The following is a 23109-nucleotide window of genomic DNA, read 5'->3' on the forward strand; positions in this document are numbered from 1 at the left end:
GATTGGCGGTTGCTTTTTTAGGGGGGTGTGAAATTTTTTTTGTACCATTCGCAGGTGTTATAATGTTGTTGAGAGGCGTTTTTAGGCATAAGCTGCTTCTTTATAGCGGTGCGTTACCGAAAAAAGATATGTTAATTTTTGGTTTGTTTTGATATGTTTGTTAATTTTATACCATTGCTAGGTTCGGCTTTGGAGGTAAAACCTTTTGCGGTAGGATTAAAGCGGGGGAATGTCTTCTAAAGGCTGATACGCCAGCTTAATTAACCCAATTATTTACCCGTTAAAGCAGAAAGGAGGTAATTATGTCAAGAGCAAAAAGGACATCCAACTCGGTGGATAATTTAAAAGCTCGCTTGTCTGGAATGTCCGCTATTGATCCAAAGCTCGATTTAGGAAATGGTATTACTGTAGAAGCAGCCGAAGAACTTCTGAAAAGTTGCGAAACCAAGCTTCAAGAGTATAATACCTTCCTATCGGTTGTCGACGAGAAGCAGTACGACGTGGAGAAGCTTGAAAAGGAGATTGACGCGTTCTGCGTTAAGATTCTGGCATCGACAGCGGTAAAGTACGGCAAGGATAGCATCGAGTACGAGAAGGTTGGAGGAACTCGAGTAAGCGATATTAAGCGCGGAAAGAAGAAACCAGACGACGACGATAAAAAGGGAATTTAATACTGCCCCTTATTTTTAACACTATGGAGTGCCCCTGATTTTCGGGGGTGCTCTTTTTTGTTTGGTGGGGGTACGTTGGGAGGCGCGGCTACGCTGGGAGCCAAGCGGGGGCCGTTGGCCGTTGCTGGCCGACGGGAGGTGGCAACGCGAAAAAGGCGCTCCGAAATCACTTCGGGGCGCCTTCTTAATGAATAGGGTATTTCGGGTTGTCTAAAAACGGTAGTCGATTCCGATGGCAAAGCCAAGGTTATTCTTGTTGTAGGTCTCCTTGGCGGTGATGCCGTTGTTGTAAGTAAGGTAGCGGGTACCCTCTACGTACTGGGTGTAAATCATACCCATGTTCAGTTTCATCTTTTCGCTAACCTTAAAGGCCGAACCGAAGGCCACGCTGTTGGACGAGAGGCTAAAGTTGATGTCCGACTGGTAACCTTGTCCCGCACCGGTTTGCACGTAAAGGTATCCACCGCTCACCTGCATTTTAGGGGTTACGTCGTACTCAAAGCCAAGGGCAATTTCGTATAGGTTATCGGTGATAAACTTCTCCTTACCGTTCCAGTTGGCGTCCTTATCGAAGTAGTGGGTCCACGATCCCGACAGCTTCAGGTCGGGGAGGATGCGGTAGTCTACCCCAACGGCCAGCACGGCGGGCATATCGCTGTTCGACCTTTTTCCATCGGGGAACATGCCGGTGCCATCTACCTTGGTGTCGTTCTTAAGGGATATTTTGGTTCGGAATTCGTAGCGAACGCCGATGTTAAGCTTGTCGTTAGGGTTTATGTTAACGCCAATAATTGGGGTGATGCCGGTACCTGTTTGGGTGGCGTCTACCTGCTTATCGGCCGTGGCGGTAGCGTATGCGCCCAGCATGGCAGCATTTCCTTGGTAGGCGGTCTGAACTTGGGCAATGGTCATTGCAGCATTGTAGTCCTTGCCAAGACCTGCCTGTAGGGCGGCAACCTGATTGGCGTTAAGGATATTGGCAGCCTGTGCCTGCTGAAGAGTTAACCCTCCATAGTTGGCGGTAATGATGGGCTGCAGCGAGCTGGCGGCACCCGTGGCCGAGGCGGACATCTGGCTAAAGAACTTGGGGGCGCTAATAAAACCGCCGGTTGGGTTTAGCGCGCTTACAGGGTTTATGCGGATGTTGCTCAGGTGGCCATCGTAGGTGTTTTTGGCAAACACGAAACGGGCGCCAGCCGATACGCTAAGCCAGCGGTTCACCTTGTAGCTGGCTCCGGCCTGTCCGCCGTAAATTACCGAGGTCCCATCGAACGACATGTCGAGGGCGTAGTCGGTGGTGGCGATTCCCTTTTGGGTTAGCAGCGTTGGAATATCGGAGGCAGGCACCTCGAACGAGGGAAGACCGTTGTTAAAGGTCGCCTTACCGCCCCCACCTGTTGGGGTGAACCCCGCAAAGAAGGTCCAGTCGTTCTTCTTGTAGGCAGCGTAGAAGCTGGGGAAGAAGGGGATGGTTACATCGCCCGTGTAGGCCTTATCGTTGAGGTAGGGGTAGTCGTTGCTGATGCTTCTCTTCTGAAAAAGAAACTGGTTGTTCAACGAGATATGGAAACCATCTTTTAGCAGCGCCAATCCGGCGGGATTGTAGAACACCGCGTCCATGTCGGTTGAGGCATTTCTCGAAAGCATACGCACGTAGGCCGCACTTTGGTTCGAGTTGGTAAGAATGCCGCCCGCGTTGGCTGCCACTGCTCCGCTAAATAGCATTAGCGAAAGAACAATTTTTCTCATATAAAAGTAAATTAGTAAACAAAATAGGGTTATGCCTCAGTACTAACAGCTAAGGCATAAGAAAGGGAAGATTTGCAGCCGCAAATCAAATACGTAGGATCTGAATCTGGTAGCCCTGCGTTTGTCCGAAGGCAAGCGGGCAGGTGAAGATGTGAAAAATGGGGGTGGTTTTTACCTTGGCAGGCGCCTTTTTGGCCTTGGCGATGATGCTCTTAAAGCGTTGTATCAGCCTATCGCCCCTTCGGTAAAGGTAGAATGCACGCCTAAGCGTCTGGTTAACCATACGCCTGACGAATATAACGTAAGCAAATATTGCTAGGTATAAGCGTGCTTTCTTCATCGGGGGGCAAATGTATTAAATTTATTTCGAATTACACATCGAGTTAAATTATTTAGGATAAAATTAGAGAGCATTCTTAAAAAAGTGCTGCTGATGAGGCGCTAGGCGATCCCTACACGATGGCTGCTGTTTGGATCTTAGGCAGGGGAGATGGTGGCGCCGCACGAGCTCCTACTTGGATGGCCGTAGGTGCTTTAGGGGCGAGCATATCGGCTGCGGTTTCCATGTAATTTGTGATGGCAAAAGAAGGTAAAGAATGCTACTTTTGCAGCGATGATTCAGCGCAAGATAATACATGTGGACATGGATGCGTTTTTCGCCTCCGTAGAGCAACGCGACAACCCCGAGCTGCAGGGCAAGCCTATTGCCGTAGGTAGCTCGTCGGAGCGCGGGGTGGTGGCCACCTGCAGCTACGAGGCGCGCAAGTTTGGCGTACGCTCGGCCATGAGCAGCGTGGTGGCCAAGCGGCTGTGTCCCGATATCATCTTTGTGAGGCCCCGCTTCGAGCAGTACGAGGCGGTGTCGGCGCAGATCATGAAGATCTTTCAGGAATTTACCGATAAGATTGAGCCGCTCTCGATTGACGAGGCCTTTTTGGACGTTACCGAGAACTTTGTGCAGCAGAGCTCGGCCACCGAGATTGCCAAGCTAATCCGAAAGCGCATCCTCGAGGAGACTGGACTTACAGCCTCGGCGGGGGTGTCGTTTAATAAGTTCTTGGCCAAGATAGCCTCCGACATGAAGAAGCCCAACGGGCTAACGGTGGTTCGTCCCGAGCAGGCCGAGGCGTTTGTGGAGCAGCTGCCTATCGAGAAGTTCTACGGCATTGGTAAGGTAACGGCCGAAAAGATGCACCGCTACGGCATCCACAACGGTAAGGATCTGAAGGGACGCGAGCTGCACGAGCTTACGCGCCTGTTTGGTAAGAGCGGCATGTTCTTCTTTAGCATGGCAAGGGCCATCGACGAGCGCGAGGTGAAGAATAGCCGCGTGCGCAAGTCGGTAGGTGCCGAGCAGACCTTCGAAAAGGACTTAACCACCAAGTTCGAGCGCATTGCCGAGCTCTACAAGCTCGAGCAGGAGGTGTTCGAGCGCATCAAGGAGTCTAACTTTAAGGGAAAGACCATCACCCTAAAGGTAAAGTTCCACAACTTCGAGCAGATTACCCGTAGTAAAACCATCAACGGCTGGTTTACCAGCTTCGACACCATACACCGCTACGCCAAGGAGCTGCTTCTGCAAACCTACCTCGAGGATGCCAAGATACGGCTGCTAGGGGTAACCATCTCCAACGCCGAAGAGGACGAAAAGGATGGGATACAGCTCACCCTAAACTTCTAACAAGGGCGAGTGTCCTATCCCTTTGTGCCAACGTGCGCGCTATAGCCCTTTTTGTGGTGTAAACTCTCCTGCTCAAAAACACTAAAGCGTCGGTCCCCTTCGTTCTATTTTTAAATACCTTTACGAGGGATATTAAAGTGAAGTAATAAACCTAGCCTAGTATAGATGAAGATTGCACGAATAAAAAACAAGCTACCGCAGCTGGCTGTTCTGCTGGTAATTTTAGTTGCTATAGGGGTAAGAACCGAGCATAATAAAAAGAGCCGGGCTCAATCGGTAACGCTGCCCAGCAAGGAGTTGCTGGCCTGTATTAAGCAGGCGCTACCGACCACCGAAAGTATCGAGGAGGTGGCTCCTGAGACGTGGAAGGTGGTAGGCGGTGGCCATGAGGTGATAGGACAAGCCATCCTTGCCCAAAAAACAACCAGCGACATTATTGGCTACAGCGGTCCAACGCCGCTGGCAATTGTAGTTAACGACCAGGAGCAGGTGGAGTGCATCGCGCTGCTTCCCAACGACGAAACCCCGTCGTATGTGGGGCGAGTGGTGGAGGAAGGTTTCCTAAAGAGATGGAAAGGGATGCCCGTAGAGGAGGCTGTGTCGAAGGATATGGATGCCATATCCGGAGCAACCTACTCGTCGGTGGCCATAAACGAGACGGTAAAGAAGCGCTTGTCGGAGTATGCGCAGGCTGCTTCCGTAGCCCGTAAAGCCGATCTAAAGGCTATTGTTGGATATGTTGCCGTGCTTTTTGTGCTGCTGTATGCGCTGGCCTTCTACTTCTACCCGCAACGATTTAATAAGTATCGTATCTCTCTGCTGATCCTTTCAATTGGCGTGCTAGGCTTTTTCTACGGCTCGTTCCTTTCGGTTAAGCTGGTAGGTAGCTGGCTGATGCAGGGCATATCGCTAAAGAATCAGGTGATATTTGTAACCATAGCATTGCTGGCCTTTGTGCTGCCATATTTCTTCGGAAAGAACTTCTACTGCAGCTACGTGTGCCCATTTGGCGCCTCGCAGGAGCTGCTGGGTAAGCTTTCTAAGCGGAAGGTGGAGTTACCATCGCCGGTGGTGTCGGTTTTAAGCCGCACGCGCTCTAAGGTGCTGCTGCTGCTTATGGCCATCACCCTGTTCGGATCTACCCTCGAGATATCAGATGCCGAACCGTTCTCCATATTTCTGTTTGCCTCGGCCTCGAAGGGCGTGGTGGTGCTAGCGGTGCTCTTTTTGCTGCTGTCGGTTGCCATTCCCCGTGCTTGGTGCCGATATTTCTGCCCAACAGGCGCGCTTATCGACTTCTTCAGACGGGAGTCGAAGGATATACTTCCGAAGAGCGTAACCCCTAAGGTGCAGCTCATAGCACTCCTGGTGGCCGTGCTGTTTGTGCTGGCCGTATTTGGGGCGGCGCTATTTACCTCGTTCTAGAACGTACCGCTATAAATCAAAATAGTAAGAGAAAGGCTACCATCACAGATGGTGGCCTTTTTTTATAGTTGACAAATTAGACAACCTTTACAGCTTATTGCCGTAGAATAAGGTATACAAATGCACCGGCCGCATGACACTTTACATTAAATACATGGTAAGTCTTCGTTGTAAGATGATTGTAAAGGAAGAGCTGGAAAAGTTAGGGCTACGCTACTCTATGATCGATCTTGGTACGGTGGAGCTGGTGGATACTATTTCGCAGGAGCAGCGCGATATGCTGCACCTTAACCTACTTCGTTCTGGATTGGAGCTGTTGGATGATAAAAAGGCTATCCTAATAGAAAAGATTAAGGGCGTGATTGTGGAGATGATCCACTATTCTGAGGAGCTACCTAAGGTTAACTACTCCACCTATATAAGCGAAAAACTTCACTACGACTACACCTACCTCTCCAACATCTTTTCGGAGGTAAAGGGGATTACCATACAGCAGTACATCATCATCCATAAAATAGAGAAGGTGAAGGAGCTGCTGCTATACGACGAGCTTAACCTTACCGAAATATCGTACCGGCTGCACTACAGCAGCGTGGCGCATCTATCCAACCAGTTTAAGAAGGTTACCGGACTTTCTCCCTCGTTCTATAAGCAGCTAAAGCAGAAGCGAACCCGAAATCTGGAAGACCTGTGATATATGTAAAAATATTCGTTCCAAGTGTAATGGTATAGCGACGAGATGGTTGCATATTTACCTTGCCAGCGCTGGGGGAGGGCTACTTCTCTGGTGTGGGCAAATCCTAAAAGCGTTGTACCATGGCAAACATTGTTGATAGTGGCATCCTGAAAAAGTCGGAGGTGCATATCGTTGTCGAGATCATCGAGTATGTTCCTAACGCCGTTGTAAGTAAGACAATCATCAAAAAATCGACGGGTAACATCACCGTTTCGTCATTTGATGCTGGCGAGGAGCTGGCCGAAAAGCTATCGCCTTTTGATACCTACATTCAGATAATTGATGGAACAGCCGAGCTCTTTATTGCAGGCGTACAGTATAACCTATCGTTGGGTGATGGGATAATTATACCCGCACATGCCCGGCACTACTTTAATGCCAACGAGCAGTTTAAGATGATCTCTACCGTCATAAAGAGCGGCTATGAGGATTAGCTAGGATGGGATCTCTTAGCCACATGCAGGGCAGGCTCTATTGTGTTAGAGCCTAAGGGAATATAATGCTCGGTAGAAAGCCTTTTTAAGGTATTCATCCATTTAAAATGTGGGAATGTTGTAATATATGCTAGGAATTATGTAACGTTTTTCGTTTCAAATAGCCGCAACTTTACGTAGACTTATTGGTAGAACCTAAAATAGAATACCATGAATAGGGTACTTTATGCATTGGCAGTAATACTGATTATTGCATGGGCTTTTGGCTTCTTTGCATTTAATGTTGGCGGCATTATCCATATTCTTTTGATTGTTGCGGTTATATTCTTTCTGTTAACCTTGATGAAAGGGAGAAGGGTAGGCTAACGTTCGTCGAACGGAGGCTTGGAGTCAGCGCAAAGGGTGTCGGTTGCAGCCTAAGGGACTTGTCATGGAGTCCGCTAGGTGGATGCTCTGTAGGCTTTTTTAAATAGTACTGTAGTATAAAAACGGAGAGCCTGATTTGTTCCACACATCCTCCTTCTCCGGATATTTAGTTGAAAGGGAGTGCTACCTACAATAGAAAAGGTGGCACTTTTTTTTGTGGCTGGAATTCGGTTGCTGTAAGGGGTGTTGTAACCTATTTCATCCTGCAAATGTGGTAATTATGTAACTTCTTTTGGTTACTATGTAACACTTTCGATTTTTTCTTTTCGGATCTTTGTCCTATTAAGGTTACAACCGTTTTAGATATACAGCATCATGGTAAAAGTAAAAAAAGAGGGAATACTTTTAGAGAAAACCGACCTTCAGTTCGAGAATGGCGGCGTACTCAATCCTGCCGTAATAAAGGAAGGTGAAAGTGTTCATCTTTTTTACCGAGCAGTGCAAAGTGGCAACCTGTCTACTATTGGCTACTGCCGCCTCGATGGACCGCTAACGGTTACCGAACGGTGGGATAGGCCCATCATTGTTCCTGAATTTGACTATGAAACGCAGGGGGTAGAGGATGCTCGTATTGTAAAAATAGAGGACACCTACTACCTAACGTATACTGGTTACGATGGTACTAATGCAAGGGGAGCCTTGGCCATTTCTACGGATTTGAGGCATTTTACGAAGCAGGGGATTATCGTTCCACCGATTTCCTACGCCGAGTTTATACTCTTAGCCGAAATGGATGGACGGGTTAACCAGCGGTACTATCGTAACCATGAGTTTTACTACCAGAAAGCCGATCCAGAGAAGAAGGTTATGCTTTGGGATAAGAATGTCATATTTTTTCCCCGTAGGATTCAGGGCAAGCTGGTGTTTCTTCACCGTATTAGGCCTGGCATTCAAATAGTCTTTATTGATAGCTTGGCAGAGCTAACCCGAGAGTTTTGGGCGAGCTACTTTCTCAACTTTCAGGATCGCATAATTATGGATCCAATTTACTCGCACGAGTCGAGCTACATTGGCGGGGGATGCCCTCCCATAGAGACCGAGCATGGCTGGCTTTTAATATATCACGGTGCTGAGGAGACCGATACAGGGATTGTTTACTCGGCCTGCGCTGCGGCTCTACTCGATTTGGAGAACCCTGCAAAGGTTATTGCCCGTTTACCCTACGCCCTTTTTGCGCCCGAGCACGAGTGGGAAAGGACGGGAGAGGTAAACAACGTGGTATTTCCTACCGGAACGGCACTCTTTGGCGATACCCTCTTTATTTACTACGGAGCGGCCGACGAGCGAATCGCCGTTGCTTCGCTGAATATGCCAGAATTGATATCCGAATTACTAACTTACTCCAGCACCAATGAATGCTAACACCCACACTATACCATCGTTTACCAGCCAACCTACCGAAATTTTGGTTGTTACGTCCTATCCTCCTCGCGAGTGTGGTATTGCCACCTACTCGCAGGATTTGGTAAAGTCCATCACCAAGAAGTTTGGCGACTCCTTCTCCATTAAGATTTGCGCGCTAGAGTCGGGCCCTAGCCAATACAGCTATCCGCCCGAGGTGAAGCTGGTGTTCGACACCTCCGACCTAGGGCGGTACCAGCAGGTGGCGCAGGCCATCAACCGCGACAGCCGCATTAAGATTGTGGTTATACAGCACGAGTTTGGATTTTATCGGCTGCACGAGGAGGCCTTTACGCTCATGGTTTCCCAAATAGAGAAGCCCGTGGTGATTGTCTTCCATACGGTGCTACCCCATCCGAATGAGGCGCTAAAGGCTAAGCTAATAGCACTCACTAAGGCGTGTACCTCCATTGTGGTGATGACCAACCGCTCGAGGGAGGTACTGGTACAGGACTACGACGTGCCGCTACGTAAGATTGTGGTTATACCCCACGGAACCCACCTGGTGGCGCATCTCGACAAGAATATGCTTAAGAGGAAGCATGGGCTCGAAGGGCGGAAGGTGCTATCTACCTTTGGTCTGCTAAGCTCGGGCAAGAACATAGAAACAACCCTACAGGCGCTACCCTCCATTGTTAAGGCGCAGCCCGAGGTTATGTTTCTGATTATAGGGAAAACGCACCCCGAGGTGGTAAAGAGCGAGGGAGAGGTGTACCGTCAGCGGCTCACCGAAAAGGTAAAGGAGTATGGATTGCAGGATAATGTACGCTTTATAAACAGTTACCTGGCCCTGCCCGAGCTGCTCGAATACCTGCAGCTCTCCGATATTTACGTGTTTAGCAGCAACGACCCCAACCAGGCGGTAAGCGGCACCTTTGCCTACGCCATGAGCTGTGGCTGCCCCATCATATCCACCCCCATCCCTCACGCAAAGGAGGTGCTAACCAGCGATACGGGCATCATCTTCGACTTTGGGAACTCGGTACAGCTGGCCGATAGCGTTGTACGCCTGCTAAACGACGACCAGCTGCGGAGAAGCATCCGAATAAATACCCTTCAAAAGATAGTGTCAACCGCGTGGGAGAACTCGGCAGAGGCGCACGCCCGGCTGCTTAGCCGAATAGCTGATGGTGAGCTTAGGCTAAAGTATCAGCTGCCTGGTATGAACCTTAACCATATAAAAAAGCTGACTACCGATTTTGGTATGGTTCAGTTCTCGAAGGTAAACCAGCCCGACTTAGACTCGGGCTACACGCTCGACGACAATGCCCGGGCACTTGTTGCCCTTTGCATGCACTACGAGGCAACTACCAACAGGGGCGATTTATTCTACATTAAGACTTACCTTAACTTTATTAGACACTGCCAGCAAGCCGACGGCAAATTTCTAAACTACGTAGATCGGGAAGGAAATTTTACGGTGCAGAATGCTGCCACCAACCTCGACGATGCCAACGGAAGGGCAATATGGGCTTTAGGCTACCTTGTTTCGCAAAAAGCCATACTTCCTTCTGAGCTGGTTGTATTTGCCCAAACCATGCTGCAAAAGTCGCTCCCCCAGCTGCAGGCTATGCACTCTACGCGGGCGCTAGCTTTTGCCATAAAGGGGCTATACTTCTACTTCAAGACATTCAGATCCGACACCGTGCAGATGCTTGTACGCCAGCTGGCCAACCGGCTAGCCAACATGTATAGGCACGAGTCGGAGAGCGGCTGGCGATGGTTTGAGAGCTACCTTACCTACGCCAACAGCGTACTCCCCGAGGCCATGCTGTACGCTTGGCTGGTGGTAGACGATGCCGCCTATAAGCTGATCGCCTTTCAGTCGTTCGACTTTCTGCTATCGCAAACCTTTACCGAGGGACGTATAGAGGTCATATCTAACCGGGGCTGGCATCAGAAGGGGAAAAAGAAGGCTCACTTTGGCGAGCAGCCCATAGATGTGGCCTACACCATAATGGCTCTCAGTAAGTTTTACGAGATAGGGCATCAAAAGGAGTATCTACTCAAGATGCAGGTTGCCTTTAGCTGGTTCTTAGGAAATAACCATCTCCGTCAAACCATCTACAACCCTTGCACGGGCGGATGCTACGACGGGTTGGAGCAGCATAACATCAACCTGAATCAGGGGGCCGAGTCGGCTGTTAGCTACCTGATGGCTCGCCTGACGGTAGAAGCAGGAGTGAAAAGAACCCTATCGCCCCCCATGCTACAGCTAGGCTACATAAAACGGAAGTATGCGCAGCACCAGCTATTCGCCTCGACGTATAGCCAGCGGCGCGTAATTCGGTAATCCCTTATATCATACCATACCCACTTACGGCCATTTTTAGACGTTCGGATATGTTTAACATCGAGGATAGAAGTACAGAGGGCGCTGAGATAATCTAATCTATGAATCAAACCACCGGCTCCAGTTCAGCACCCTCTGCTACTTTTTCCTTACTGCAGTAAGGTATTGTATGCCGATTTGTATTACCAATTGGGGTGTAAGCCTTATTGGTAAAAAGCATGTATAAACGGCAAAAACGTTTATCTGTAGGTGTCTGTGGAGTAGGGCGGCGTTTTTGCCATCTCCTTTTCTCCAATCGCTACGGCTCACATGGAATCAGGTCGTAGCCATTTGGCACTCCAACCATCTACCAATACTATCCTTTTGTTATGGCATCGTTTCGAACCTTACCCAGCTGTGGCCGTTCAAAAAGTAGATAACTCGCTGGCAGCGCCTTTGCCTGCCAAGCAAAAAAACGATGTACCATGGAACGATTCCTTTACCTGCTGGCGGTAATTCTGGTTATCGCATGGCTTTTAGGCTACTTTGCATTTAATGTAAGCGGCATTATTCACATCCTTCTGGTGCTAGCCGTTATTTCCATATTGCTAAGCATCATCAGAGGACGACGAGCAAGCTAGCTTACAGAAAGGGGAGAGGAGACTCTTTGGCTAGCAGGAGTCTCCTTTCATGCCATAGTGGCCGGATGAAGTTTTTGCTAAAGGAAAAATGAAGTGGGGATTTCCTATATGCTAATAGGTTGTTTTTGCTGGATGTATATTTCTTCCTGCTACTTTTTTGGCGCAAAAAAGTAGCGCAAAAAACATGGCGGAAATTAACTCGCACCATCGGCTTATAGGTTCTTGAGGTTTTGTGTTGCGGTGGTAGAACGATTGTCGTTTTCTCATTTGGTCACAAGCTGCCTTCCGAGTGTTGCTCAAACAAATATTTTCGCCGTTGGTTGTGTGGCTACGCCACGGGTGTTTACGGATGGAATGTTTGGGGCTTTTATATGTCAGAGTGGCCGGAAGATGTTTTTGCTAAATGAAAAATGATGTGCGGATTTCCTATATGCTAATAGGTTGTTTTGCTGGATAGATATTTCTTCCTGCTACTTTTTTGGCGCAAAAAAGTAGCGCAAAAAACATGGCGGAAATTAACTCGCACCATCGGCTTATAGGTCCTTGATGTTTTTTGTTGCGGTGGTAGAACGATTGTCGTTTTCTCATTTGGTCACAAGCTGCCTTCCGAGTGTTACTCAAACAAAAACCGTAGCGCAGCGGAGCTCGGCGACTGCAAGGAGCCAATTTCCGCCGTTAGTTGTGTGGCTACGCCACGGGTGTTGACGGATGGAATGTTTGGGGCTTTTATATGCCATAGCGGCCGGAAGTAGTAAGGCGCTGCTGTTGGCGTAATTGTAGCGGAATATGTGATTTGCGATGTGAGTAATGCGATTTTCGATATGAGTATTGAGTCGTGAGATTTGAGTAATGAGATATGCAACTTCTTTGCTGATGGTCGTATTTAAAGTTTTATATCCAGCACCTGAATCGAGGAAGTCCTACTTCGGCTGCAAATGCTTCTAAAAGAAAAAGCTCTCCATCCGTAATAAAAGTGGCGTAAGCCACACATTTAACGACGAAAATCCCTGTTTGAGCAACGCTCGGTAGGTCGTCCCTATTGTAATGCACCGTCCTAATGCATTCTGCAGGTGTTAAGTAAATATCTAAGCATCTATAAGCCGACGGTGCGAGTTAATTTTCGTCATGTTTTTTGGTTACTTTTTTGCGCCAAAAAAGTAATGTAAGAAATTAGTAGTACGTAGCATCCGTAATAAAGATAGCGTAAGCCACACATGCGATATGCGACTTCCTTGCTAATGTCCGTATCTAAAGTTTTATATACAGCATCTGAATCGATAATGCTTTACTTCGGCTGCAAATGCTCTTAAAAGAAAAAATCCTCCATCCGTAATAAAGGTGGCGTTAGCCATACATTAGATATGCGATGTGAGTATTGAGTATTGAGATTTGCGATATGCTAGTTATTCGCAGATGCTTGTTCTCTTATGCTTTCCTGCTACTTTTTTGGCGCAAAAAAGTAACGTAAGAAATTAATAATACGTAGCATCCGTAATAAAGATAGCGTAAGCAACACATGCGATATGCGACCACCTTGCTAATGTCCGCATCTAAAGTTTTATATACAGCATCTGAATCGAGAATGCCCTACTTCGGCAGCAAATGCTATATAGCGAGATAATTTTCTATCCGTAATAAAAGTGGCGTAAGGCACACATTAGATATGTGATGTGAGTATTGAGTATTGCGATATGCTAGTTATTCGCAGATGCTTGTTCTCTTATGCTTTCCTGCTACTTTTTTGCGCCAAAAAAGTAACGTAAGCAATTCACATCCCACATCTCACTACTCAAATCTCATTACCCACATCTCACATCCCCTTCTTTCGAATTGCTTTTATAAAAAAAAGAATTCGAAAGGAATCGAAAGTGGTAATGCACGACAGTAAGCCCCTTAGCCGCATCGCATCCCCTCTTTCACCTAGCCGTAAAGCACACCCCATTCAAGCTGGTAGGTCTGGTTTTGCATCTTTTTATGCCCTACAAGCCGTATAATGCGGTTTACACCTTAAAGTAAAGTAGCATACACACCAATTTTTGGCTTCTGAGTAGACTTATTTTCGCTCTGAGTAGATTCATTTGCACCACTGACCTCATTTATTTTCGCTCTGAGTAGATTTATTTGCACCACTGAGTACATTTATTTTTGTTCTGAGTAGATTGTTTGCACTGCTGACTTCATCTGTTTTTGCTCTGAGTAGATTCATTTGCACCTCTGACCTCATTTATTTTCGCACTGAGTAGATTTATTTGCACCACTGACCTCACTTATTTTTGCTCTGAGTAGATTCATTTACACCACTGACCTCATTTATTTTCGTTCTGAGTTGATTGTTTGCACCGCTGACCTCATCTAATTTTGCTCTGAGTAGATTTATTTACACCACTGACCTCATTTATTTTACTTACGAGTAGATCTATTTTACTTACGAGTATATTTCTTTTTGTTATGAGTATACTTTTTGCAATCCTTAAAACAGCCATTTTTGCCCCAACCTCCCATGTTTTCACTCCGAGTATACCTATGTTTCTTTCGAGTACATTTGTTTTTGTTACAAGTAGTTTTTTGCAATTGCTTAAAATGGACGTTTTACATCCATACCTATATTCTATAAAGGAGGCTTATCACAACCTCTAAAACAAGCTACTCCTAGCGCCTGCCTCCAGCTTCGAGCGTGCAATTCCAATCCTTTTACTCTGATTATAGCCAACTCCTAGTAAAAGAGGGGCCATGCACCTCTTTTTTTTAGTAGCCACCCTTTACCGCTACCGTTGCCCCCCTTACCGCATGCCCATAACATGCGGGCACCTACCGCAACCAGCACCCGGCAGCTGCCACCCCTGCCCATTTATTTACTTTTTTATGCAATTTGTTAACGTAAATCGAATAACGGTAAGGTTTATTAGCTATTTTAGACCGCAAATTATAGCTGTAAACCTTTAGTAAGTATGGTTCTCTTGGTTCGTCTTCTTACGCGCTGCCGTTCGGGTGGTGCAGGTTTGCAGTTATGGTAGGAAATGCTGCTATTACTTTTCGTATTTGGAAGATAGCTGCAGCTGCAGCGCCCAAACCTGTACAGGTACCCTGTACGGGGTACATATGTGGGTAATGCAAAAATAATTGCAGCTAGCTGCGAGTACTGAGATGTTAGCATCAATTGCAAAAAAAACGTAACCAAAAAACATTATGGAACAAGAGAAAGAGAAGATTCCGTTGCAACAAATGAATGATAAAATTGCTAATAGAAACAGTATTTTGAAAATAATAGTTGTTACTGTGTTTTCTATTTTATTAGCATACAAAATTGCTATTTCTGATTCAAAATTTGACTTTACTCAGTTTGATTTTTCAGATTTATTGTCTCTGATTCTTGCATTGTTTTCTGTTGCATTATCTGTTGCATTTTATTTTAAGGCAACTGATACCAGTAATAAGTTTTATGATAATACATATAAGTTTACAAAGGAGATATCAGAGATTCTTGGCAGAATTGAGGCAGGATTTGGTGAGAAACTTAAACATCTTGATGAAGGTTATACAGGGCTAGTTGACAAATTTGATGGCAGTGGTAAAAAAACAAAAAACATTGATATTGAAACTGCTAAAAAAGAGTTAGATACAGAAAAGGAAAAGTTAGAGAAGGAAATAAAAGAAAAGAATCAAATTCTAACACAGTTAATGACTAAAGCTAATTTAAGTACTAAAGAGAGAGAAGAGTACACAAAGAAGATTAGTGATAAGGATAAGGAGATCAGTAATCTTTCCTCTGAATTGGATTATATGAAACGAAGACTAATTGAGACTGAACATATGAAAGAAAGTGAGATAGTACATAGCATTCCACCTCATTTGCGAGAATATTTAATGAAGTATATTAAGATGGAATGTGACCCTGCTGACTTACTTCATGACCCACACGAATATCTGATGGATAGACTTTCAGGTCGAAGAATTGAACATATAATTGGTCCAAGAGAAGCACGAGAACTTCAGAAATTTGGAGTGCTTAATGATTCAAGAGAATTTACATTTATGGGGATTGAATTATTAAAAAGTTTAGCTAAAAGATATATTTAAAAGCAATAGGTGCTAGTGCTGGCTTATACTTTGTTGGGGTTTAAGTTGTTATGTTAAACAAGTGTCTTTTTTTATAACTCTGTGCATGTTTATAAGAAAGTAGCTTCGATTTCCTCAGCGTCGCATAGCCCCGGCCGTTACCGCCAAGTGTAAGAAACAGACAACTTGATTTGAAAAATAGAAAAACAAATAAATGAACAGCCAACACATAAAACAGCACATTCACAAGCTTCGACACTCTAGCCGATGCTTCAGCTTGTAAAAGAACTGTTTTTTACCTAACCCGCATGCAACATGGAGATTATTGAATTTGGAAATATTGTATCGACTCTTATAACTAATAGTTTTCATATATCTAAAGTAGAAAGAGTTTCTGGTGATAATAATATTCTTAATGTATATAAATTCGATAAACTTGGTGCTGAAATTAGATATAGTATATTATTTTCAAATCTTACAGTTGCTGATACTATAGTTAAGTTTCTAAAAAAAATTGCACAACGATATAACTCATTACCAATTATTGTAGGTGATAATATTAAAACTGATGAATGCAAGTGCTTTACAAATGCTGAATTTTACAAAACACTTGGTGGTTATGTAAGCACTGGTTTAATTCTTATACCTAATTTAAGTGATGTTCTTAACGAATTAGGACATAATAATCTACCTGCTGGACTTATTGGGCAGCCAGACGATTTGCACGAAATTTATATCGCAGAATGCTTGCAATTCATTATGAGTTCTCCAACAAAACGTTATGGTAAAGACAGACTGTTTGAATCTTTACCTGACGGTGTTGTATTAGGCAAAGATAGATATATGATATTATTAGACTCAAAAGCCTATTCAAATGGTTTTGATTTCACAGCAGATGATATTAAAAGATTTTCTTCATACATCTTCGATTTTAATGAAAGATATGCACAATTTTTTGGTTCAATTTTCACTTTTGTTGTTGTTTCTGGGAAATTTAATGACTCAATTTCATCAATAGAAAATCGGTCTGAAGAATTATATAAGCTGGCAAATTGTAGATTGTCATGTATTGAAAGTAAAGTGTTAGGAGAAATAGTTGAACTTTTAATTACCATGCCTAAAATTAGAAATTCTATAAATTGGAAAAATATATTCACTGAAACAATTGTAGAAAAAAAGCATGTACAGAGTGAAATTAAAAGAATTGATAAAGATAAAATTCATTAAATATGGGTACATCAATTAGCCATCCTTCGAAAAGAACACCAAACTGGAGACCAGTATTTAAGTGTTATGAGAATGAAAGAATCCCTGAATATAGAGCAATTAATGAAGTTTGGAGAGCTTCTGAGAATGAAGATGAGCCTATTTCATTGCATTTAAAATCAGAAGCTGTATATAATTGTTATGAAGCTGTTAAGAGTTCAAGTTCAATTGTGGAAGCTATCCAAAAATTTAATCAATCAATTTTAATAAATAAAAACAATTCCATTGTTTCAGAATTTGCTAAAAGGGCTATACCTATGGCCTTTCAATCAAGCAGTCCTGCGAATCAATGGATTAACAGTTTCTTTTCTGAAGTCACAAACTATATTGTTTCTAGAGATATTTCTGGTTTTGTTGGCGATAACTACCGTAATAAGAATGTAAACGAACTCATTACTTATAAAAAAAATATCAATTCAAGAGTTAATCAAATACTAGGGAATGAAGACAAAAGAATAAATTCGTATTCTTCTTGGAATTCATACGTTGACAGCTCGATTGAAAAACTTAAAACTAACTAAAATGACTGTTGAAAAAGTATTTGTTTGTGAAAGACCTGTTAACAATGGCTTACATCTTTACCCTGGTCAAAATTTATACACTGGAGAAAAACCCCTCGAAAATGAATTTGGCCAGTTAAATTCCTTAGAAATAGATTTATTAAATGTTGCATCAGGAATATTTGCTTCTGACTTAGCGATTCCAAGAGATGAAAGAGAATTTTTTATCCGAGATATTGAAATAACAATTGATGTTGTCAATCTAAGTTCCTTTGAGCAAATTAAAGATTTATTAGAAACAGCATTGCTAACTGTTAGTAGAGATAACTGGACAATCAATTTTGTTCAAAAAAAAGGTGTTCCTGTTACAGATTTTAATTGGAATGAAAAAGAGGGAGCAGCATTATTATTTTCGGGAGGTCTTGACTCAATGTGTGCAGCTTCTGATTTCATCAAAGAAAATAAAGATCTTGTATTGGTTAGTCATAATTCTCATGGTAATAAAGTTGTAGATGATTGTCAGAATAATGTTCATTCTTTATTAGAGAACTATTATTCAAAACAAATCAGACATGTGCATGTTAAGGTTTATGGCAGAAATCAGGGTGATTATAATTTCCCAACTGATAGGGAAAATACACAAAGAACAAGGTCTTTTCTGTTTCTTTGTTTAGCATCTTTAGTTTCTAGGAGATGTAATTTTAATAAGGTACTTTATATGGCAGAAAATGGTCAGTTTGCAATTCATTTACCATTAAATCCATCAAGAGTAGGCCCTTTTTCAACTCATACTGCTGACCCGCAATTTGTACAAATAACAAAGGATTTACTTAAAATATTACTTAGAAATCCAGAATTTGATATTATTAATCCTTATCTATATAAGACGAAAGCAGAAGTATTCGCTTGTCTACCAGAGGAACTCAGAAAACAATCTTACTTATCTGCCAGTTGTTGGATGATATCAAGAATTCCTGATAACAAACACTGTGGGTACTGTGTTCCTTGTATATCTCGCCGGATATCACTCGAATACAATAATATTGAATTTGATGAATATGCTCATGATATTTTTAATTCTGACTTAAATAATCTTGATGATTTAGATGATAAAAGACGAAATATAGTTGATTATTTAGAGTTTATTTCAAAATTTAATAATCTAAATGACTCAAAAAAATATGAATTATTAATTGAGTTTCCTGAATTATATAATTCATCTTTTGATACTAATGCTGCAATTGATATGTATGGAAGAGTGTCCACTCAATCGCTAGCCGTTTTTCAAAAATATCCAAACATTATAAAACTTATTGGATGAATAAAATATCAATAACAAATCTTGAAAAAGCAAGAAGTAATCCATCTCAATATGGTAAAGCTTTGCTCAATGGGTCTCTTGCATCAAACTCTTTTGGAGGTAGGCCTAAATCAATGAAATGGCACGATGCTGTTATGGAATATCATAATACAGGATATATATCAAAAGCAATATCAAAATTAGAACACTCTTTTAGCAGCAGAAAAGATACTCAAAAGAATAGAAGAGAATTGGAAGATTTAATTATCGCATTAGATAATTATGTGGACGAATACAATAAAAAAGGATATATTCATTTCGATAAAACTATAAATATCGATAAACAATTAACACCACAAATTAAAATTTCTGGCTGGATTTGGCTGCTAAACATCAAACCAGTTGGTGGTTATAGTGGATATATAATATCAAAAGACGTTGATGAAATAAATTGGATGTTGGAACTAAGGTTTCCGATTATACAAGATTATATTGCATCTACTCTGTATGGTTGCAAGATTAATGAAGTTGATGTTGGAGTAATTGACTATACAACAGGAATTCATTACACTACAAGTTATTCACAGGAAGATATTGAAGACGCTTTAGAAGAATTGAACGAAATAGGTTTAACGATTAGCAATATACTTGATGTTTAATTTCCAATGCTTCTTAGTCAAGCACATTGAACGGTCGCTCAAAATGCCATCTCACGACCAAAACCGGCCAGAGAGCTTGCCTACTCAAACGCATGATAGACTTAGTATGATTAACGATTTGAAAAAAATAAACACCAGGCGGTAACACGCGGTATAGTTAGAGGTTCAGCGGTTTTCGGGGGGTAGTAACCAGTTCCAAATTTTGCTGTAACTTGATAGGTATAAAGTTCGCAATCCCTTACGAAATCATACGCTCAACGATTAGTGTAATAATCTATATTTAAATGAATAGTAATTGATATTAACCCTTATTAAATAGAGCATGAAAAAGGAGGAAAGTCCAAACATTACGGCACACCAAATTGCCGAAGAGGCTATAGGTAAATTGAATAAAAGAATAACTAACGAGGTGTTTTTAACTATTCAGAACGACAGAGAGTTAATGCATAAATATTTACGTGCAGTTCAATATTATGGATTGGATTATGTAAACCAAACAATAGGAAAGGTCGTAAAGGAATCGTATGCGTTGGTTAATGTAAACGAACGCGAGAATAATCCATCGTGTACCTTAATCGAAAGCCATCAAAAGTTTGAGTAGGAAGGTCGTAGATAAAGTAACGAGGCTGCTAAATAGGAAGTGATAAATATTCCCCCGTTGAGCGTAGCGTCCTCCGTTCGGCTGAGGCTATCGCCTCATTCGATTCTATCCATGTAGGCTTCGCCTACAAACATAACGGGAGCAGAAGAGCCATCTAACATAAAAGCCCTGCTAAGCGGCGTTGTAAGTCTTCCAATCTTTGCTATTTTGCAGTCGGCTATGGCTAAGTGGATGGAAACTTAAAACCAATGACGTTTGTAGTGTATAAAAGGTTGGACGCCATTAAATGAAAAAGCAGGTTGTGAAAATTATACTTACCTCGTTACTCTTCTTTATTTTATCTGCTGTTGCTTTGGCTGAAGATTTGGGAGGCGAGAGCCAAAAGCTTGTGCGCGATTTTATTGCAACAGTAAAAGCCGGGAATAGAGAGAAGATAGCCTCCATCGTAAGCTATCCGCTATCTCGCGAATATCCAATACCTGAGGTTAAAACTAAAAGGGAGCTACTAAGCTGCTTCGAACAAATATTTGATGATTACTTACTTTCTAAGATTGTAAAATCGAATATTAAAAAGGACTGGTCCGAAATGGGATCAAGAGGAATTATGCTGCTTAATGGATTAGTGTGGCTTGACTCTGATGGCAAATTAATTGCAGTAAACTATTTGTCTCGCAAAGAAAAGTTAGTGAAGGAACGTTTGATTGCCGCAGAAAGAAGCAACCTCTACGAGCCGCTAAGGAAATTTCAAACTCCAGTCTGTAAGTTGGAAACTTCTTCATATCGAATCAGAATAGACGATATGGGTAATGGTGCTTATCGGTATGCATCGTGGAAGAAACAGCAAGGGATGAACGAGAAGCCTGCGGTTATTATCCTAAATGGAGAAATACAAGTTCTAGGAACAGGAGGCAATCTAAGCTACATCTTTAAACTTGGCGAGTACACTTACGAATGTGGAATAGATAAATTGGGTGAAGAGGGGGCTGCTCCTGCACACTTGTCTGTTTTAAACGGAGAAGCAGAGATCTTATATCAAGACGCAGAAATAAAGTAATAGCGACCTACTTTTGGCTGATGCTATCGCTTCAGTCGAATCTATTCATGTAGGTTTTGCCTACAAACATAACGGGAGAAGTATTCATTTAAAGAGATGGTGTATGAAAAGGTCGATACCTAAAGTTCTACTTATATGGCTATTTTTAACGGTAGCTTTTGCTGCTGATTCTTTTGGTCAACAGGCAGATTCTACAATTTATATCTCTGTCGATAGCTGTCCATCTTTTAGATATAAGAATTGTAGGGTAGCTGATGATTGTATAAAGCAATTTATCTCGGAGCATTTGGTTTGGCCTGATATCGAGAGTGATATGTATGTAAAGGTGTTGGTTCAGGTTGTAGTTGAAAAAGATGGAACCCTGAGTAACATCCGAGTTGTTCGTGGAGTAGAAGAGTGGTTTAATAGAAAGGCTGTGGAAATAGTACAGTCAATGCCAAAGTGGACGCCTGGGAAAAAAGGAAATAAAATAGTAAGAACACAGCTTACCTTTCCGGTTGTTTGGCAGTAGAAATGCAGCAGCCTTTCGTTTGGCTGATGCTATCGCACACTGCTAAATAGGGTATTACAGGGCTTCCAGCCTGTCCTTACAGTGTAGCTGTAGGCTGCAAAGAACAAAAGCGTAGGCAGAGCCAGCGCTTAGCAGGGGAGTTTTGCCTAAAGTGGGGTTTAATAAAATTGTTTTAAATAGGAAGTTTCGATGAGTAATAAAGAGTTAGAGAAGGAGATAAAAAGGTTGGTTCATTCGAATCGTTACTTAAAGGGTTATGTTTGCGCTGTAGACGTACTCCTGCAGCTTAACTTTCTGTCGGAAAGCGATTACGAAAGCTGGCAATTGGGTAAGGTCGATTGCTTAGAAGGCGTATGCAGTGTCGATTTGGTGAAACTTTCGCTGGTAAATAAGCTCATTAGAAGATACGCTGTCGAGCTAGATTTAGAAAGCACTTGGACAGCATACGATCAAAAGGGTAAACGATTAAGCCGTCGATTAAGGTTTAGCCAATCGGGCAGTAAAGCTATTGAAGAGCAGTATGCCACACATTATGTAGATAGGAAACGAATGGCCGAATTAAATGAGAATAGTAGTAACATATAGCCAAGCGCTATATTGCGGTTGGTAGGCCGCCAGCTAGAAAGGCCGAAGCCGTAGGCATCACTGCTAAGGCTATGCCTACGTTCGTCTGAGGCTATCGCCTCAGACGAATCTATCCTAGCAGGCTTTGCCTGCAAACGTAACGGGAATAGATTCGTAGCTTCTTTCTACAAACATTTAATGCCGTGGGGATTAGTTCTACGTTAGCGGCAAATTCAACAGAGTGCATAAGATAAACTTACTATTATGAATCAAGAATGGGTAGAAACAATGAAAATGAAAGGAAGGATTAAGCTGTCGTGGTTGATTTATTAACTCATTACTTAGTTGTTATTTTTCTTTTAATGCCACCTCTTTTCTTTTCGTTTTTCTGGTTAAAGTATGTGTTTACTGGAGAATACACGGGGGTAATGACTTTTGAGGAAATGTTCCATGTGCAAATTCCTTTCATCCTTTTAGCGTTTGTTTTTTTCTTTATTCAATATAAAAGGTTAGAATTTAAATCAATACAAACAAGTCTGCCTCTTGATTTGATTCAGAAGTTTATTGCGGCAACAGCAGATGAACTAGAATGGGTTTCATTGGTAAATTCAAAATATTACAAAGTATTTAAGACATATCCCAAATGGTATACAGGTAGTTGGGGTGAGCAAATCACTGTAATAATAGACAATGATAAAGTAATGATTAATAGTATTTGTGACCCTGATAGGAAAGCTTCAGTTGTGTCAGCTGGAAGAAACAGAAAGAATATGAGATGCCTAATTGACAAAATAAAAAATGCCAGCCGTTAGCTACGGTATAGCCCTCCGTTCGGCTGAGGCTATCGCCTCAGTCGAATCTATCCTAGCAGGCTTTGCCTGCAAACGTAAGGGAGCAAAGTGCCATCTAACCTAAAAAGCTACTAAATTTAGGGTGTAAAGCAGCGCTTATGTCAACGGGCTACAAAATAAGAAAGGACGATAGCGCTTACTTCCTAACATTTCAGGTTGTAGGCTGGGTCGACCTTTTTACGCGTCAGGTATACCGCGATATAGCTGTCGAAAGTACTGTCGGCGCTCCGTTCGGCTGAGGCTATCGCCTCAGTCGAATCTATCCTAGCAGGCTTTGCCTGCAAACGTAAGGGAGCAGGAATGCCATCTAA

The 23109-nt window shown here is 42.9% G+C and carries 21 protein-coding genes; 19 read left to right on the top strand and 2 right to left on the bottom strand.

What is annotated here, in order from left to right; genetic code table 11:
• Positions 1-302: 302 nt before the first annotated feature.
• Positions 303-671, top strand: coding sequence for a hypothetical protein (locus L990_RS12590; RefSeq protein WP_047449888.1), 369 nt, complete (start codon positions 303-305; stop codon positions 669-671).
• A 210-nt stretch (positions 672-881) separates the two neighbouring features.
• On the opposite strand, the gene L990_RS12595 is transcribed toward L990_RS12590, so the two are convergent.
• The gene (locus tag L990_RS12595; protein WP_047449890.1) at positions 882-2420 is read right to left on the bottom strand and encodes an OmpP1/FadL family transporter; all 1539 of its coding nucleotides are present in this window, start codon (positions 2418-2420) and stop codon (positions 882-884) included.
• Between the two features lie 85 nt (positions 2421-2505).
• Positions 2506-2760, bottom strand: a complete 255-nt coding sequence (locus tag L990_RS12600; RefSeq protein WP_156121544.1) for a hypothetical protein — start codon at positions 2758-2760, stop codon at positions 2506-2508.
• Positions 2761-3033: 273 nt separating this feature from the next.
• Here L990_RS12600 and dinB point away from each other — a divergent pair, with 273 nt between their 5' ends.
• The 18 genes from dinB (at position 3034) to L990_RS12680 (ending at position 22759) form a co-directional block, all read left to right on the top strand.
• A complete protein-coding gene (dinB, locus tag L990_RS12605; protein ID WP_047449896.1) occupies positions 3034-4101 on the top strand; it encodes a DNA polymerase IV in 1068 nt (355 codons plus the stop codon).
• Positions 4102-4266: 165 nt separating this feature from the next.
• The gene (locus L990_RS12610; RefSeq protein ID WP_052180989.1) at positions 4267-5526 is read left to right on the top strand and encodes a 4Fe-4S binding protein; all 1260 of its coding nucleotides are present in this window, start codon (positions 4267-4269) and stop codon (positions 5524-5526) included.
• 133 nt (positions 5527-5659) lie between these two features.
• Positions 5660-6220 carry a helix-turn-helix domain-containing protein gene (locus L990_RS12615; protein ID WP_052180990.1) on the top strand — a complete coding sequence of 187 codons (561 nt, stop codon included), beginning with the start codon at positions 5660-5662 and terminating at the stop codon, positions 6218-6220.
• A 122-nt stretch (positions 6221-6342) separates the two neighbouring features.
• Positions 6343-6696, top strand: coding sequence for a cupin domain-containing protein (locus tag L990_RS12620; RefSeq protein ID WP_047449899.1), 354 nt, complete (start codon positions 6343-6345; stop codon positions 6694-6696).
• Positions 6697-6906: 210 nt separating this feature from the next.
• Positions 6907-7062: a lmo0937 family membrane protein gene (locus tag L990_RS20020; RefSeq protein ID WP_156121546.1), complete on the top strand. Its 156-nt coding sequence runs from the start codon at positions 6907-6909 to the stop codon at positions 7060-7062.
• A gap of 375 nt (positions 7063-7437) precedes the next feature.
• On the top strand, positions 7438-8484 hold the full coding sequence (locus L990_RS12625) for a pesticidal protein Cry7Aa (RefSeq protein ID WP_047449901.1): 1047 nt from the start codon (positions 7438-7440) through the stop codon (positions 8482-8484).
• Complete coding sequence (locus tag L990_RS12630; protein WP_081981706.1) at positions 8474-10816, top strand: glycosyltransferase family 4 protein; 2343 nt, start codon at positions 8474-8476, stop codon at positions 10814-10816. Before L990_RS12625 ends, L990_RS12630 begins: the two co-directional genes overlap by 11 nt.
• A 464-nt stretch (positions 10817-11280) precedes the next feature.
• Positions 11281-11436, top strand: coding sequence for a lmo0937 family membrane protein (locus tag L990_RS20025; protein ID WP_156121548.1), 156 nt, complete (start codon positions 11281-11283; stop codon positions 11434-11436).
• Between the two features lie 3186 nt (positions 11437-14622).
• On the top strand, positions 14623-15513 hold the full coding sequence (locus tag L990_RS19325) for a hypothetical protein (protein WP_052180991.1): 891 nt from the start codon (positions 14623-14625) through the stop codon (positions 15511-15513).
• Positions 15514-15807: 294 nt separating this feature from the next.
• A complete protein-coding gene (locus tag L990_RS12640) occupies positions 15808-16719 on the top strand; it encodes a hypothetical protein (RefSeq protein WP_047449904.1) in 912 nt (303 codons plus the stop codon).
• 2 nt (positions 16720-16721) lie between these two features.
• Complete coding sequence (locus tag L990_RS12645) at positions 16722-17279, top strand: hypothetical protein (RefSeq protein WP_047449907.1); 558 nt, start codon at positions 16722-16724, stop codon at positions 17277-17279.
• Position 17280: 1 nt separating this feature from the next.
• Entirely contained in the window at positions 17281-18579 is a 1299-nt protein-coding gene (locus L990_RS12650) for a hypothetical protein (RefSeq protein WP_047449910.1), read from the top strand.
• Positions 18576-19217 carry a hypothetical protein gene (locus L990_RS12655; protein WP_047449912.1) on the top strand — a complete coding sequence of 214 codons (642 nt, stop codon included), beginning with the start codon at positions 18576-18578 and terminating at the stop codon, positions 19215-19217. Before L990_RS12650 ends, L990_RS12655 begins: the two co-directional genes overlap by 4 nt.
• Positions 19218-19539: 322 nt before the next feature.
• Positions 19540-19818 (top strand): hypothetical protein, encoded by a 279-nt coding sequence (locus L990_RS12660; RefSeq protein ID WP_047449915.1) that lies wholly within the window; start codon positions 19540-19542, stop codon positions 19816-19818.
• A 286-nt stretch (positions 19819-20104) separates the two neighbouring features.
• Positions 20105-20872 (top strand): hypothetical protein, encoded by a 768-nt coding sequence (locus tag L990_RS12665; RefSeq protein WP_047449917.1) that lies wholly within the window; start codon positions 20105-20107, stop codon positions 20870-20872.
• 103 nt (positions 20873-20975) lie between these two features.
• Positions 20976-21383: an energy transducer TonB gene (locus tag L990_RS19330; RefSeq protein WP_052180992.1), complete on the top strand. Its 408-nt coding sequence runs from the start codon at positions 20976-20978 to the stop codon at positions 21381-21383.
• 189 nt (positions 21384-21572) lie between these two features.
• Positions 21573-21968: a hypothetical protein gene (locus tag L990_RS12675; protein ID WP_047449920.1), complete on the top strand. Its 396-nt coding sequence runs from the start codon at positions 21573-21575 to the stop codon at positions 21966-21968.
• Positions 21969-22375: 407 nt separating this feature from the next.
• Positions 22376-22759 carry a hypothetical protein gene (locus L990_RS12680; RefSeq protein ID WP_156121550.1) on the top strand — a complete coding sequence of 128 codons (384 nt, stop codon included), beginning with the start codon at positions 22376-22378 and terminating at the stop codon, positions 22757-22759.
• The last annotated feature ends 350 nt before the right edge of the window (positions 22760-23109 follow it).

Source organism: Alistipes sp. ZOR0009, from assembly GCF_000798815.1.
Lineage (GTDB): Bacteria > Bacteroidota > Bacteroidia > Bacteroidales > ZOR0009 > Acetobacteroides.